We start from the raw sequence: 15,047 nt of genomic DNA on the forward strand, positions 1-15,047 counted from the left end.
CCGAAGCTGTCAGATATGAGCCGCCTCGCCGCCGACCTCGCGTTCCGCGCCCGTCCGCGCGGTGCCCGCGCTGTCCCCGGCATCCCCGGAACGGCCCCCGGGGCCCCGCCCGCCGCCGTCCCAGCGCGCGCGGCGCATGTCGAGGCGCGGCAGATGCCCCTCGGCGGCGCGGCCCGCCTCGCGCAGCGGCGTGGACTCCTCCCGGTAGTGACCAAGAGCACGCAGCTCGTGGCCGGGCAGCAGCGCGCCGTCCGCGCGCACCACGCGCCACCAGGGCGCGGCGCCGCCGTAGAGCGCCATGACGCGGCCGACCTGGCGGGGTCCGCCCTCGCCCAGCCATTCGGCGACGTCCCCGTACGTCATCACCCGGCCGGGCGGGATCTGCTCGGCGACGTCCAGCACCCTTTCGGCATACTCCGGGAGTTCCGGCAGCTCATCGCTCACCCGGTCCATCCTGCCGTACGCCACCGACAGTGCGGCCGAGAGCGGGCTCCCGCCGACCGCGCACACCGCGGCCGCCGGGCGCGCGCCGCGCGGTGCACGTCCCCCCGGCGCACCCTGATGCCTCCCGGCGGGGGCCGGTCATGCCACCATCATGCGGGCGGTGACCGGTGATACGAGAGCACGAAGAGCAGACCGAAGACCAGAGCGGCGAGACAGCGGACCAGACGGCGAAGGAGCGGGGCGTGCAGCCACCCGAAGCGGCGGCCGGCAGCACCCCGGAGACGGGGGCGCGGTCCGACGTACCCGCCTCCGGCGCCACGCCCGCCCCCGCGTCCGGACCGGAAGCGGAGTCCCGGGGCCCGGCCGGGCCCTCCCCCACGACGGGCGCCAGGATCGCGTCGGTGCCGCCCTCGGGCGCGACGGCCGTCTCCGCGCCGCACGGGACGGCGCACACGGCACACACGGACTTCGAGGCGTGTGAGAACGCGGGCGCCATCGAGCGCGTCTCCGTGGACGAACCGTTGCTCCCCGCGCGCGTGCACCGCCCCTCCGACCTCGTTCGGCTGATCAGCGGGGTGCTGGCCATCGCGATCGTGCTCACCATCGCCGCCATCGCCCACCACACCACCTCCGGCCTCGAACAGGACATCAGCAAGGGCTCGGACCAGGCGCCGGACGTCCTGATCCGGCTGGCCGGTCTGGTCTCGTCCATCGCCGTGCTGATCCTGCCGGTCGCCTTCGCCATCGAGCGGCTGATCAAACGCGACGGGCTGCGCATCGCGGACGGTGTGCTCGCGGCGGTGCTCGCCCACGGCGCCGCCCTCGCCACCGATCTGTGGGTGGCCAAGTCGGCGCCCGACTCGATCACCAGCGCGCTCACCCAGCAGTCCGGCACGGGCGGTCTCACCGACCCCGTGCACGGCTATCTCGCGCCGGTCATCGCCTACATGACGGCCGTCGGCATGGCCCGCCGGCCACGCTGGCGGGTCGCCCTGTGGGCGGTCCTGCTGCTCAACTCCTTCGCAGTGCTCGTCGGCGGCCAGACGACCGCGTTCTCGATCCTCGTCACGGTCCTGCTCGGCTGGACCGTGGCGTACGGAACGCTGTACGCGGTGGGCTCGCCCAACGTCCGGCCCACCGGCCAGACCCTCCTCGCCGGACTGCGGAACGTGGGCTTCCGGCCGCTCACCGCCATGCGCGCCGAGGACGTCCCGGACTCCATGGAGCAGGGCGACCGGGGCCGGCGCTACTTCGTCACCCTGGAGGACGCAGCCCCGCTCGACGTCACCGTCGTCGACCGCGAGCAGCAGGCCCAGGGCTTCTTCTACCGGGTGTGGCGGCGGCTGACCCTGCGCTCCATCACCACCCGCCGCTCCATCCAGTCGCTGCGCCAGGCCCTGGAGCAGGAGGCACTGCTCGCGTACGCGGCGATCGCCGCCGGGGCCCACGCGCCGAAGCTCATCGCCACCTCCGAGCTCGGCCCCGACGCCGTGATGCTGGTGTACGAGCACACCGGGGGGCGGTCCCTGGACTCCCTGGACGACAAGGAGATCACCGACGACCTGATGCGCAGCGCCTGGCAGCAGGTGCGGGCGCTCCAGTCGCGGCGCATCGCCCACCGCAGGCTCGCCGGGGACGCGATCCTGGTGGATCGTTCCGGCACCGTCATCCTCACGGACCTGCGCGGCGGCGAGATCGCGGCCGGCGATGTGGTCCTGCGCATGGACATCGCCCAGCTCCTGGTCACCCTGGGGCTGCGGGTCGGCGCCGAGCGCGCGGTCGCCGCCGCCGTGGAGGTGCTCGGCCCCGACACCGTCGCCGACAGCCTTCCGCTGCTCCAGCCGATCGCGCTGACCCGCTCCACGCGCGCGACGCTGCGGCGCCTGGCGCGCGAGCAGGCGCAGCGCGAGCGCGAGGCCGTCATCGAGGCATCGCTGGCGGCCAAGGAGGTGCGCGCCGCCGAGGCGGCCGAGGCCAGGCGGCGCGAGGCCGCGACGGCCAGCGTCCCCGAGGAGGAGCCGCTCGCCGCCGAGGAGGAGCGCAAGACCGTACGGGCCGACAACAAGGCCGTACGCGCCGAGAAGAAGGCCGAGAAGGAGGCCATCGACGAGGCGCTGGAGAACGCGCGCGAGGACGATCTGCTCACCCAGATCCGCGCCCAGGTGCTGCTGATCCGCCCGCAGGCGCCGGTGGAGCCGGTGCGCCTGGAGCGCATCAAGGTGAAGACGCTGCTGACGTTCGTCGCCGGGGCCATCGCCGCGTACTACCTGCTGGTGCAGATCACCCACATCAAGTTCGGCGATCTGGTGGCGAACGCGCAGTGGGGCTGGGTGGCGGCGGCCGTGCTCTTCTCGGCGCTCTCCTACCCGGCGGCGGCGGCGAGCCTGCTGGGCTTCGTCCCCGAGAAGGTGCCGTTCGGACGGGCCGTGATCGCGCAGGTCGCGGGCTCGTTCGTGAAGCTGGTCGCCCCGGCGGCGGTCGGCGGCGTGGCCCTCAACACCCGGTTCCTCCAGCGCGCCGGGGTCCGCCCGGGCCTCGCCGTGGCGAGCGTGGGCGCCTCGCAGCTCTTCGGGCTTGCCTCGCACATCTCGCTGCTGCTGGTGTTCGGCTATGTGACGGGCACCGAGAAGACCCCGGACCTGTCGCCCTCCCGGACCGTGATCGCCGGTCTGCTGACGGCCGCCGTGCTGATCCTGGTGGTCACCGCCATCCCCTTCCTGCGGAAGTTCGTCGTCACCCGGGTGCGGTCGCTCTTCGCCGGTGTGGTGCCGCGCATGCTGGACGTGCTCCAGCGGCCCCAGAAGCTGCTCACCGGCCTCGGCGGCATACTGCTGATCACCGGCACCTTCGTGATGTGCCTGGACGCCTCCATCCGCGCCTTCGGATCGGGCACCAACTCGCTCAGCTACGCGAGCGTGGCGGTCGTCTTCCTCACCGCCAACGCGCTCGGCTCGGCCGCCCCCACCCCGGGCGGTGTCGGCGCGGTGGAGCTGGCGCTCTCCACGGCCCTGACCATCGCGGGCCTGCCGGCCGAGACGGCGGCGTCGGCCGTGCTGCTCTACCGGCTGCTCACCTTCTGGCTGCCGGTGCTGCCGGGGTGGCTGTGCTTCAACTACCTCACCCGCAGGGGCGAGCTCTGACCGGGCTCGGCACACGCCGCTGCCACCCGCATGGCCTGCGGTTTCGCGCGGGCCACGGCTGACGGGCCCACGATGGGGAGCATGGAGAACCCCGCCGCCCTGCGTGCCGCCTCTCTCGCCACGGCCACCGCCGCCCTGCTGCTCGCCGCCACCGGCTGCTCCGACAGCGGGACCAAGGAGTCGTCCCCGGCCAAGGCCTCGGCGCTGGCCTCCCAGAAGCTGACCTGGAAGAAGTGCGGCGCGCCCTCCCAGGCGGAGGGGACCGGGGACGCCCCCTCGCCGCCGCCCGGCGGGGGCGAGTGGAAGTGCGCCACCCTGCGCGTGCCCCTCGACTACGACAAGCCCGACGCCGGGTCCGTCGAACTCGCGCTCATCCGCGCCGAGGCCCTCGACAAGAACCGGCGCATCGGGTCGCTGATCTTCAACTTCGGCGGCCCCGGCGGCTCCGGGGTGACCACACTGCCCGCCGCCGCGGGCGACTACGACAAGCTCAGGGCCCGCTACGACCTGGTGAGCTTCGACCCGCGCGGGGTCGGCTCCAGCGCCCCCGTCCAGTGCGAGAGCGACAGCCAGCTCGACCGCTACTTCGCCCAGGACTTCACCCCCGACGACGCGGCCGAGGAGAAGTCCCTCTCCGGCCACATGAAGGCCTTCGCCGCGACCTGCCAGTCCAACTCGGGGCGGGTCCTGCCCCATGTCGGCACCACCAGCGCCGCGCGCGACATGGATCTGATGCGCCAGGTCCTGGGCGACGACAAGCTGTACTACTTCGGCATCTCCTACGGAACGGAACTGGGCGGGGTCTACGCCCACTTGTTCCCCAAGAACGTCGGCCGGGCCGTCTTCGACGCCGTCGTCGACCCCACCAGCACCTCCGAGCAGGGCGCGCTCGGGCAGGCCAAGGGCTTCCAGCTCGCCCTCGACAACTTCGCCCAGGACTGTGTGGACCGGGGCGACAAGTGCCAGCTGTCCGGGGCGAACGTGAAGGAGGTCGAGGCCGGGATCGTCAAGCTCCTCGCCGACCTCGACAAGCAGCCCATCCCCGGCAGCGGCATCCGCATGCTGACGCAGACGGAGGCCACCAACGGCATCGCCCAGGCCCTCTACTCCAAGGAGTACTGGCAGCTCCTCGAACAGGGCGTCGACGAGGCGCAGGGCGGGAACGGCTCCCTGCTGCTCGCCCTCTCCGACGCGATGAACGGCCGGGCCAAGGACGGCACGTACAGCAACATCCAGGCGGCCAACACCGCCATCAACTGTGCTGATTTCAAGGACCGTTACTCACTGGACCAAACGAGGGCCAAGCTCCCCGAGTTCCGCAAGGCCTCCCCCGTCTTCGGCGACTTCCTCGGCTGGGGCATGATCGGCTGCACCGCGTGGCCCGTGCCGGGCCAGTGGAGCACCCCCGACGTGAGCGCGCCCGGCTCGGCGCCGATCGTCGTCGTCGGCAACACCGGCGACCCGGCCACGCCGTACGAGGGCGCCCGGCACATGGCGGAGAAGCTCGGCGCGGGAGTCGGGGTGGAGCTGACGTACAAGGGGCAGGGGCACGGCGCGTACAACAGCGGCAGCAAGTGCGTGCAGGACGCGGTGAACACGTATCTGCTGGACGGCAGGGCCCCGGCGGCCGGGACGGTCTGCCAGTAGCCCCGGCCCGTCGGGGCGGGCTCGCGGGGGCGTTGTCAGTGGGCCCGCCTACGATGACGGGACTTGATTCGCTTGATCGGATTTCCGCGGATCGGGCCGGCCCGACACGCCGGTCCGCTGCCGGGCCTGTGGGGGGCGTCCATGAACAGTCTTGTACGTGTACGGGCAGGAGCGCTGGCCGCCGTCGCCGTGCTGGCGGCCGGGCTCCTGGCGGGCTGCGATTCCGGCGGGAAGGGCGCGGGGCCGAGCGCCCCGCCGAAGAGCACGGTCTCCGCGGCGCCCCGGCCGGGCACGGCCGGCGAGGCGCGGGCGCTTCCGCAGGCGCTCACCGCCCAGCGGCCGCGGTGGAGTGCGTGCGCGAGCCCGGGATGGCAGTGCGCCGAGGTCAAGGTGCCGCTCGACTACACGAAACCGGCCGGTGACACCCTCTCCCTCGCGCTCGTGCGCAAGCAGGCGCGGGAGAAGGACAAGCGGATCGGCTCGCTGCTCTTCAACTTCGGCGGCCCCGGCGGCTCGGGCGTCGAGATCCTGCCGCGGGCGGCGAAGACCTACAGCGCCCTCAACTCCCGCTACGACCTGGTGGGGTTCGACCCGCGCGGCGTCGCCAAGAGCTCCGGCGTGGTGTGCCGCGACGACAAGGAGCAGGCGGACGCCGAGCGGCGGATCGACGCCACCCCGGACACCGCCGCCGAGGAGGCCGCCTTCCTCAAGGACGGCGCCGAGGTCGGCGCGGGCTGCGCGCGCCGCTCCGGGAAGGTCCTGCCGTACGTGTCGACGAGCAACGCGGCCCGGGACATGGACCTGCTCCGCCAGGTCCTCGGCGACGCGAAGCTCAACTACTTCGGAATATCGTACGGAACCGAACTGGGCGGCACCTACGCCCACTTGTTCCCGCACCAGGTGGGGCGCACCGTGCTGGACGCGGTGGTCGACCCGACCGCCGACGCGGTGGGCCATGCCCGCAACCAGGCCACCGGCTTCCAGCGGGCGCTGGAGGACTACCTGAAGTCGACCGGACAGGACCCGGAGCAGGGCACCGAGCGGATCGCGAAGCTGCTCGCGCGGCTCGACGAGCGGCCGCTGCCGACGTCGAGCGGGCGCCGGCTCACCCAGACCCTGGCGCTGACCGGCATCGTCATGCCCCTCTACTCGAAGGAGAACTGGCCCTACCTCACCCAGGCGCTCGCCGAGGTCGACCGGCGCGGCACCGGCAATCTGCTGCTCGCGATGGCCGACGCGTACAACGACCGTTCCAAGGACGGGCACTACGGGACGCAGAGCCACGCGCAGCGGGCGATCTCCTGCGACGACAGCAAGGTCCGGCCGACCGCCGCGCAGGCGAAGGCGCTGCTGCCCGAGTTCCGGCGCATATCGCCGGTCTTCGGGGAGTTTCTGGCGTGGGACACGGCCGGGTGGTGTGCCGGCTGGCCGGTGCCGGGCGAGCGGGACGTGCCGGAGGCGAGCGCCCCGGGGGCGGGCCCCGTCCTGGTGGTGGGCACCACCGGCGACCCGGCGACCCCGTACGAGGGCGCGCGGAAGATGGCGCGGAAGCTGGGCGCGGGCGTGGGGGTGCTGCTGACGAACAAGGGCGAGGGCCATGGCGCGTACACGGAGGGCAACACCTGTGTGCGGCGGACCGTCGACGCGTATCTGCTGGAGGGCCGGGTGCCGACGGACGGGACCGTCTGCTCGTCCTAGCGGGCCGGGCGGGGCGGGGCTCCGGCCGGGCGCGGTGGCCGTCAGGCGCCGGCGCGCCTGAGGGTGCGCAGGATCAGCCACTGGTCGCCCCAGGCCATCGCCGTGCCCAGCACCGCCATCACGACGCCGACGGCGAGGCTGCCGCTCGCCGCGCCCATGGCGAGACCGGCCACATTCAGGCCGAAGCGGACCGCGAAGCGCAGGGCCAGCAGCCCGAGGGCCAGCAGACGGGTGCGCTTGTTCTTCCAGAGCGCCTTCATGTACCGCATCCGGGCCCTCAGGACGGTGAACGTGAGGGTGATGTTCACGGCGGCGACGACCGGGATCAGCCAGTAGACGACCGGGTACGCGCGGGCGATGTCGAAGATCCCGGCGAAGCAACCGACCAGCGGGAAGTACCAGGTGGGAAGGCCCTTGATCTCGGGCCGCGGGGCGTTCCGCGCCGGTGCCCCGGTCTCCGTCCGGACCTCGGCCGCCATCGTGAGGACCTGGTTCTCGACTGCCACCGTGCTCATCACAGTGCCCCCTTCGCGTGCGCCCACCTGCTGACAGGTAAGAGCTTCGCTCAGGGGGCACCGGGCCCGGCAGAGATGACCGTCCCCGGTCCCGCAGGACAAATGTCCTACGGGACCGGCCCGGGATCAGTAGACGGGCTTCTCGGGCTCGATCTGGTGGACCCAGCCGATCACGCCGCCGCCGACGTGGACCGCGTCCGCGAAGCCCGCGGACTTCAGGACCGCGAGCACCTCGGCCGAGCGGACGCCGGTCTTGCAGTGCAGCACGATGCGCTTGTCCTGGGGCAGGTCCTGGAGGGCGTTGCCCATCAGGAACTCGTTCTTGGGGATCAGGCGGGCGCCCGGGATGGAGACGATCTCGTACTCGTTCGGCTCGCGGACGTCGATGATCTCGATCTTCTCGTCGGCGTCGATCCACTCCTTGAGCTGCTTGGGAGTGATGGTCGAGCCGAGCGCCGCCTCCTGGGCCTCCTCGGACACGACGCCGCAGAAGGCCTCGTAGTCGATGAGCTCGGTGACGGTCGGGTTCTCGCCGCAGACCGCGCAGTCGGGGTCCTTGCGGACCTTCACCTGGCGGTACTGCATCTCCAGCGCGTCGTAGATCATCAGCCGGCCGACGAGCGGCTCGCCGATGCCCGCGAGGAGCTTGATCGCCTCGTTGACCTGGATGGAGCCGATGGACGCGCAGAGCACGCCCAGGACGCCGCCCTCGGCGCACGAGGGCACCATGCCCGGCGGCGGGGGCTCGGGGTAGAGGCAGCGGTAGCAGGGGCCGTGCTCGGACCAGAAGACCGAGGCCTGGCCGTCGAAGCGGTAGATCGAACCCCATACGTACGGCTTGTTCAGCAGCACGCACGCGTCGTTGACGAGGTACCGGGTGGCGAAGTTGTCCGTGCCGTCGACGATCAGGTCGTACTGGCTGAAGATGTCCATCACGTTGTCGGCCTCGAGCCGCTCTTCGTGCAGGACCACGTTCACGTACGGGTTGATGCCGAGCACCGAGTCCTTGGCGGACACGGCCTTGGAGCGGCCGATGTCGGCCTGGCTGTGGATGATCTGGCGCTGCAGGTTCGACTCGTCGACCTCGTCGAACTCGACGATGCCGAGGGTGCCGACACCGGCGGCTGCCAGGTACATCAGGGCCGGCGAGCCGAGGCCGCCGGCGCCCACGCAGAGCACCTTGGCGTTCTTCAGCCGCTTCTGCCCGTCCATCCCGACATCGGGAATGATCAGGTGACGCGAGTACCTGCGGACCTCGTCTACGGTGAGCTCGGCAGCCGGCTCGACCAAGGGTGGCAGCGACACGGAATCTCCGTCGGTCGGTATGTCAGTACGGTTGTTCTCTCCGTAACACTGCCACGCCACTTCTCATTCCGAGATACCTGGTCCGATACGCGAGACGATTTCGTCCCAGTAGCCGGGCAGCGTCTCGAATGGGTTCATTTGTCCCCCGTCGTCGCCCCGGTCGGTGAAGTAGATCGTTCCCGCGCCCTGCCAGCGGGCGATCCGCAGCGCCTCGTCGAGGTGGGTGCGGGGCACTCCGTGGACGAAGTGGCAGAAGCGCTCCGCCGGGTGGTCGGCGGTCCACTCGGCCACCTGGGACCAGCGGTACTCGCTCCACGGCCCGGAGAAGGTGACCAGTTGGTCGGCGCTCTCCGCGTAGCCCGGGTACGGGTGGGCGCCCTGGCCGAGGACCACGTGGGCACCCTCGCGCAGGGCCCGCAGGGTGGACACCGTGCGCCGCACCCCGGGCAGGGCGTCCCGGTCCGTGGGACAGCGGTCCAGCAGGAAGCCGTCGACGCGGTACCAGTCGAGGAAGCGGTGCGCGTCGGAGATCAGCTTCCCGAAGGGGCGCGTGCCGTACGCGGTGTCGAGGTGGCCGAGCACGCGGACGCCCGCGTTGCGCAGTTTCCCGGCGGCCTCCAGGCAGTGCGGGTCCGGCCGGGTGCCCGGCCCCTGCGCGACGTTCAGGACCGCCCAGTGCAGCGGGGTGCCGGGGCGGGTCAGCTCGGCCCACTCGACCGGGGCGACCAGGGGGTGCGCGCAGCCGGGGACGCCGAAGCCGAGCCGTCCCGAGGTCGCCGCGCGCGGGGCTCCGGTGCGGGTCAGATGCGGCACGCCGCCTCCATCCAGATGTCGGCCAGGGACTCCTCCAGGTTGATCCGGGGCCGCCAGCCGAGCCGGTCGCGCGCGGTGCGGACGTCGGCCTGCTGCCAGCTGCCGCAGCCGTCGGGGTACGGGGCCGGGGGCGCCGCCAGATGCTCCATGGCGTCGGCCGACGGGCGGGGCGCGCCGATCACGCCCGGGCGCAGACCGGGGCCCGCGTCCAGCTCGTGCAGCGCGCCGCCGTACCCGGCGACCCGGGCGAGGACGGCGGCGGCATCGCGCAGCTTCACCGAGCGGCCGGTGCCGATGTTGACGACGCCCTGGGCGGCCGAGAGGGAGGCGGCGTGCACGGCGCGGGCCACGTCGCGGACGTCGACGAAGTCGCGCTGCACCCCGAGCCCGGCGAGCTTGAGTTCCCCGTCGCCGGACTGCATGGCCCGTCGCATCGCCTCGGCGAGGCGGCCGAGCGGGGACCCGGCGGGGGTGCCGGGCCCCACGGGGGAGAAGACCCGCAGCACGATGGCGTCCAGGCCGGAGCCGAGGACCAGTTCGGTCCCGGCGAGCTTGCTCACGCCGTACGGGCCGCCGGGGCGCGGCACCGCGTCCTCGGCGGTGGAGGAACCGGGCTGCGAGGGGCCGTATTCGGAGGCGCAGCCGAGCTGGACGAGCCGGGCGCCGCAGCCGCTGCGGCGCAGGGCCTCGCAAACGGTGGCGACGGCGACCGTGTTGTGCCGGGTCAGCTCGCGGGCGCCGCCGCGGGTGGCGCCGGCGCAGTTGATCACGACCCCGGGGTGGACGGCGTCCAGGAAGCGGGTGAGGGCTCCCGGGCTGCCGGAGGCGAGGTCGAACCGTACGTCGGCGTCGTCGCCGCGGCCGAGCGCGGTGAGCTGTACGGCCGGGTCGGCCAGCAGGCGGTCGGCGACGAAACGGCCCAGGTATCCGTTGGCACCGAGCAGTAGCACCCTCATCGCACGGCCTTTCCGTACGGGCGGCAGCAGGCCGGGGGCAGGGCGGTCATGTGTCTCGTTCTCCTTCGGGCGTGCACGCGCGTCAACGCGTGTGGTGCTGTTCGGGGGTCGGGGGGTGTACGGAGTGGGCCGAGGCGCGGGCGAGGACCGCGGTGGCCCGGGCAAGGAGGGCGAGGGCGGCGGCGCCGCAGACGGCCGCAGGGACGGCTCCCGCGCCGCCCGCCTCGACGGCGGCGGTCACCGGGCGGGCGAGGGCGTCGCAGCCCGGCAGCCGTCCGGCGAGCACCAGCGCGAGGGCGGCGGCCTCCGCGCAGGCGGCCGCGCGCAGTCCGGCGGCGGCGGCCGGCGCGTGGCCGTGCAGGGCGAGCAGCCGCGCCAGGAAGAGCAGCGCGCCGGGGGCGGCGGCGGACGCGAACGAGCCGTGCCCGTAGGCGAGTCGGCCGGTGAACAGGACGGTGGTGAGGGCGGCCAGGAACACGGCGACCGCCCCGAGCAGGAGCGGGCGGGAGCGGTCGGCGAACTCCTCAAGTCCCCGGCTGGTGGCGAGGCCGCGTCGGGCGCGTACGGCGAAGAGGCGGGCGCACCAGGTGGCGGGGGCGACGGCCAGGGCGAGGCCGACCGCGGCCGCCGGGTCGGCGCCCCAGCCGTCGGGGGTGCCCGGGCCGCCGTCCGGGCCGCCCGCGATCAGCGCGTCCAGGAGGCCGTTGCCCGCGACGGCGTAGAGGGCGAGCCAGAGCGCCCACGGCAGTCCCGCGCCGCGCCCGGTCCGCAGGGGGCCGCACCGGACGGCGTACGCGAGGGCCGCGCCGACGCCGGCGGCACCGGCCGCGATCACGGCGAGGCGTGCCCCGCCGACGGTGAGCCGGGCGGCCGTCACGGTGAGCGCGCACAGAGCGCCCGGCAGCAGGGCCCGCAGCACCCGGAACGGGCGTCCGGGGGGCTCGGGCGCGGGTTCCAGGTCGTGGCGCGGCGGTTCGGCGCCGCGCGGCACGCGCGCGTAGAGCTCCTCGGCGAGCGAGAACACGTCCCGGTGCCGGAAACGCGCGGCGGTCCGGTCGGTCACCCCGTGCGCTTCGAGCCCGGCGGCGATCTCGAACGGATCGACGGCCCGCTCGCAGAGGTCCCGGTGCCGGTGCATGAGCGCCTTGACGGGGTCGGCGGGGCCTCTGCGGGGGCGGGGGCGGGGGGCCCCGGCGGGGGGCTGGTCGGGGGTCGCGGACCGCCGGGGGGCGGGGGGCTCCTGGGGGGCGCGGGGATCCCTGGGGGCTGGGGGCTCTAGGGACTTGGGGGGCTTGGGGGACTCCGGAAACCCTTGGGGCTCCGGGGTCTTCGGGAGCTCCGGGAGCTCCGGGGACTCCGTGCCAGGCTCGGCCGTTGGTCCGGCCGTTGGTTCGGCCGTCGGTCCGGCCGTCGGGTCGGCCATCGGGTCGGCCATCGGGTCGGCCGTCGGGTCCGCCGTGCCCGTCCCCGTTGGACTCCCCGTGCGCGCACCCGCGTCGGGCCTCGGGATCGGGAGGCGTTGGCCTCGTACGCCCGTGGGGCGCCTGGGGGTCGGGTCGGACAGCAGGGCCTCCGAGCGGATGTCCCAGGCGCCCGCGCTCTCGGGGGCGCGCGGGATGTCGTTCTCGGCGGGGCCGTCCGTCGGGCGGGTCGTCGGCGGGAGGGTCATCGGGTCGCCTCCTCGGCGTGCGCGGAGCCGGGGCGGCGGAGGCCGGACGGGGCCGAGCCGGTCAGGGCCGTCCAGCTGCCGGGGACGTGGGCCTCGGCCGGGTGGGCGAAGGGCACGGGGGTGCCGCTCTCGTCCACGGCCTCCCGGCGCACCGGGCAGTGGGACATCAGCTCCAGGTAAATGCCGCGAAATGCCGCGAGGTTCTGCTCGACGGTGAAGAGTTCGAGGGCGCGGGCCCGGGCGGCGGCGCCGAGCCGTTCGCGGCGCTCGGGGTCGCGCAGCAGCGCCAGGCACGCGTCCGCGAGCGCACGGGGGTTGCGCGGGGGGACCACGAGCCCGGTACCGCCGATGACCTCGACCACCGCGCCCGTGTCCGTGGAGACCGTGGCCCGGCCGCAGAGCATCGCCTCGACCAGGCTGACCGGGAAGCCCTCGACGACGCTGGAGAGGACGACGACGCTGCCGCCCGCGTACGCGTCGGCCAGGTCCGGCGCGCCCGGGCCGCCGATCTCCTCGAAGGAGACCGGGTTGTCCCCGACCGCGTGCGCGTCCACGGCCTCGTCGGGGAAGAGCTGGGCCGCGAGGGCGCGGCAGTGGGCGAGGTAGGCGGCGGCCTCGGGCGAGAGGACCGACGCGGACGCGGACGCGGAGGACGAGACAGGGCTACCGAATCCGTGCGCGCCGCCGCCGTAGCCGCCCGCGTACCCTAGCCCGTCGCCATAACCGCCCACATGCCCCGGCCCGTCGCCATAACCGCCCATGTGCCCCGGCCCGTCGCCATAGCCCGCGCCCGCACCCGCGGCGTACGCCGAGCCGGACCCGTAACCAGAACCGGCCGCGTACCCCGACTCGGCCGCGTACCCCGAACCGGACCCGTAACCAGAACCGACCGCATGCCCCGAACCGAACCCGTGACCAGGACCGGCCCCGTAACCAGGACCAGACCCGTAGCCCGAACCAGACCCGGCTCCATAGCCAGCGCCAGCAGCCCCGTAACCCGCACCATCCCCGCGGCCAGGACCGGCCCCACGCCCCGACCCGGCCGCGTACCCCGAACCCGCGCCGTGCCCCGCACGAGCCCCGCGGCCGCCTCCGGACCCGTGGCCCGTACTTCCCGAGCACCCCGGGCCGCCGAAACGGCCCACGCCGAACCCCTTGGCCCCGGCGCCGAAAGCTCCGCCGCCGAACGCCGCACCGCCGAACGCCGCACCGCGGACCACCGCACCACCGAACCCGTCCCCGCGGAGCCCCTCCCCGCCGGGAGCCGCTTCGCCGGCGTCCCCGTCGAACGGCCCCACCGGCCCCACCGGTCCCGCCGCTCCCCCGCCGCGCCCCGCGCCCGGCGCGTCGCCGTACCCGTACGGGCACGGGCCGGGGCCGTGGAGCTGGGTGCCCGGGGCGGCCCCGGGGGTCCGGCCCGCGTAGAAGATCCGCAGGCGGGCGTCCGGCTCAGCGCGCCGGACCTCCGCGAAGGCGTGCAGCAGGGCGATGAGGTCCTTGGTCGGGTCGACGCGGCCGACCCAGACCAGCGTCGTGGGGTCGCCCGGGTCGGCACCCTCGCCCTCGCCCACCGACTGGAAGCGCTCGGCGGCCATGCCGGGGTACACCGTGCGCAGCTTGGCGCGGTCGGCGCCGCACTTCTCCTGCCAGCGGCGGGTGTGGGTGTTGCCGGGCGTGATGAGCGCGGCCCGTTCGTACACCTCGGCGGCGAGCCGCCGGTGGAACGCGGCCGTCAGCGCCCGGACCGGGACGCGCGCGTCGCCCGGCGCGAGGTACTGGGCGCGCAGCCGCACCCCGTACTCGGTGACCAGGAGCGGCACTCCGAAGAAGCGTTTGGCCAGCAGGCCCGGGAGGGCGGCGCAGCCGCCTCCGGCCGCGTGGCAGAGGTCGACGTCGCCGAGGCCCGCCGCGTCGTACCAGTCGAGCGAGAGGGGGCGCAGGGCGCGCTCCAGTATGTCGGCGAAGGCGAGGTAGTCGGGGACGCGCGCGGCCTGCACCGCGCGGCCGGCGCCGGGGGTGCGGCAGGCGGCCTCCAGGACGCGTACAGCCGTCTCGGAGCGCAGGACGGTGGACAACCCGCCGTACTCCAACGCCAAGTCGGCCAGGCCGTACAGCGCTTCCGCGAATCGCGAGGAGCCGCCGCCCGCGCCCGGGGCGGACCCGCCGCCCCCGCCCGGGGAGGGGGCGCCGAGCTCCCCGCTCGCCACGGTCTCGAAGGCGACCGTGAGCGCGTCCGGGTCGCCGCCACGGCCGGGTTCGCCCAGGTCGGCGGCGACCGGCCCGCCCCCGCCCGGCACGCCCGTCGGCGCGTCTGCCCGTCCCGGCGCGCCGGGCAGGCCGCGCTCGCCGTCCGCACCGTCCGGCCCGGCCATGCAGATCGCTCCGGCCAGTTCGCGCAGGCAGGTGGCGAACCGGTCGCGCTCGCGGCGGCCGAGGCGGCGGGCCCGCGAGGAGCGCGCGCGGACGTGCCCCCCGTCCTGCGTGCCCCACAGCGGGGCCGTGCGCACCCGGCGGACGTGCGGGGGCAGGGCCACCCAGCCGCGTTCCTCCTGGGCAGCCGTGCGGCTGAGCGCGTATATGTCGAACTCGTGCCGCGCGAGCCCGCGCACGAGCCGGTCGCACCACAGCCTGGACTCCCCGGTCGTGTACGGGTATCCGCCGTCGGTGAGCAGTCCGATCCGCACAGTACGCACCCCCGATCTCCCTGGTGGGCGGCCGCCGTTGCCCCGGCGACTCGCAGCGGGAAGAACGTAAGCGGATACGGCGGTGGGGGGGGGGGGGGGGGGGGGGGGGGGGGGGGGGGGGGGGGGGGGGGGGGGGGGGGGGGGGGGGGGGGGGGGGGGGGGGGGGGGGGGGGGGG

The 15,047-nt window shown here is 74.4% G+C and carries 10 protein-coding genes; 3 read left to right on the plus strand and 7 right to left on the minus strand.

Annotated features, from left to right (window positions below; translation table 11 throughout):
• Nucleotides 1-9 precede the first annotated feature (9 nt).
• Complete coding sequence (locus AC069K_RS32070; protein ID WP_365108462.1) at nt 10-453, minus strand: MGMT family protein; 444 nt, start codon at nt 451-453, stop codon at nt 10-12.
• Between the two features lie 233 nt (nt 454-686).
• Here AC069K_RS32070 and AC069K_RS32075 point away from each other — a divergent pair, with 233 nt between their 5' ends.
• The 3 genes from AC069K_RS32075 to AC069K_RS32085 all read left to right on the plus strand — a co-directional run bounded on the left by AC069K_RS32075 (nt 687) and on the right by AC069K_RS32085 (nt 6,929).
• Nucleotides 687-3,584: a lysylphosphatidylglycerol synthase transmembrane domain-containing protein gene (locus tag AC069K_RS32075; protein ID WP_478622070.1), complete on the plus strand. Its 2,898-nt coding sequence runs from the start codon at nt 687-689 to the stop codon at nt 3,582-3,584.
• Nucleotides 3,585-3,665: 81 nt separating this feature from the next.
• Nucleotides 3,666-5,231: an alpha/beta hydrolase gene (locus AC069K_RS32080; protein WP_365108365.1), complete on the plus strand. Its 1,566-nt coding sequence runs from the start codon at nt 3,666-3,668 to the stop codon at nt 5,229-5,231.
• Between the two features lie 141 nt (nt 5,232-5,372).
• Nucleotides 5,373-6,929 carry an alpha/beta hydrolase gene (locus tag AC069K_RS32085; protein WP_478622073.1) on the plus strand — a complete coding sequence of 519 codons (1,557 nt, stop codon included), beginning with the start codon at nt 5,373-5,375 and terminating at the stop codon, nt 6,927-6,929.
• Nucleotides 6,930-6,970: 41 nt separating this feature from the next.
• Here AC069K_RS32085 and AC069K_RS32090 read toward each other — a convergent pair whose 3' ends face one another.
• The 6 genes from AC069K_RS32090 to AC069K_RS32115 form a co-directional block, all read right to left on the minus strand.
• Complete coding sequence (locus AC069K_RS32090; RefSeq protein WP_478622075.1) at nt 6,971-7,444, minus strand: hypothetical protein; 474 nt, start codon at nt 7,442-7,444, stop codon at nt 6,971-6,973.
• Between the two features lie 126 nt (nt 7,445-7,570).
• Nucleotides 7,571-8,749: an adenylyltransferase/sulfurtransferase MoeZ gene (gene moeZ, locus AC069K_RS32095; protein ID WP_365108356.1), complete on the minus strand. Its 1,179-nt coding sequence runs from the start codon at nt 8,747-8,749 to the stop codon at nt 7,571-7,573.
• 63 nt (nt 8,750-8,812) lie between these two features.
• A complete protein-coding gene (locus AC069K_RS32100) occupies nt 8,813-9,562 on the minus strand; it encodes a spherulation-specific family 4 protein (RefSeq protein WP_478622077.1) in 750 nt (249 codons plus the stop codon).
• Nucleotides 9,550-10,518, minus strand: coding sequence for an NAD-dependent epimerase/dehydratase family protein (locus AC069K_RS32105; protein ID WP_358835882.1), 969 nt, complete (start codon nt 10,516-10,518; stop codon nt 9,550-9,552). Before AC069K_RS32105 ends, AC069K_RS32100 begins: the two co-directional genes overlap by 13 nt.
• Before the next feature lie 82 nt (nt 10,519-10,600).
• Entirely contained in the window at nt 10,601-11,656 is a 1,056-nt protein-coding gene (locus tag AC069K_RS32110; RefSeq protein WP_478622079.1) for a hypothetical protein, read from the minus strand.
• Between the two features lie 527 nt (nt 11,657-12,183).
• A complete protein-coding gene (locus AC069K_RS32115; protein WP_478622088.1) occupies nt 12,184-14,871 on the minus strand; it encodes a DUF3492 domain-containing protein in 2,688 nt (895 codons plus the stop codon).
• Between the last annotated feature and the right edge of the window lie 176 nt (nt 14,872-15,047).

This window comes from Streptomyces sp. NPDC043908 (assembly GCF_056435525.1).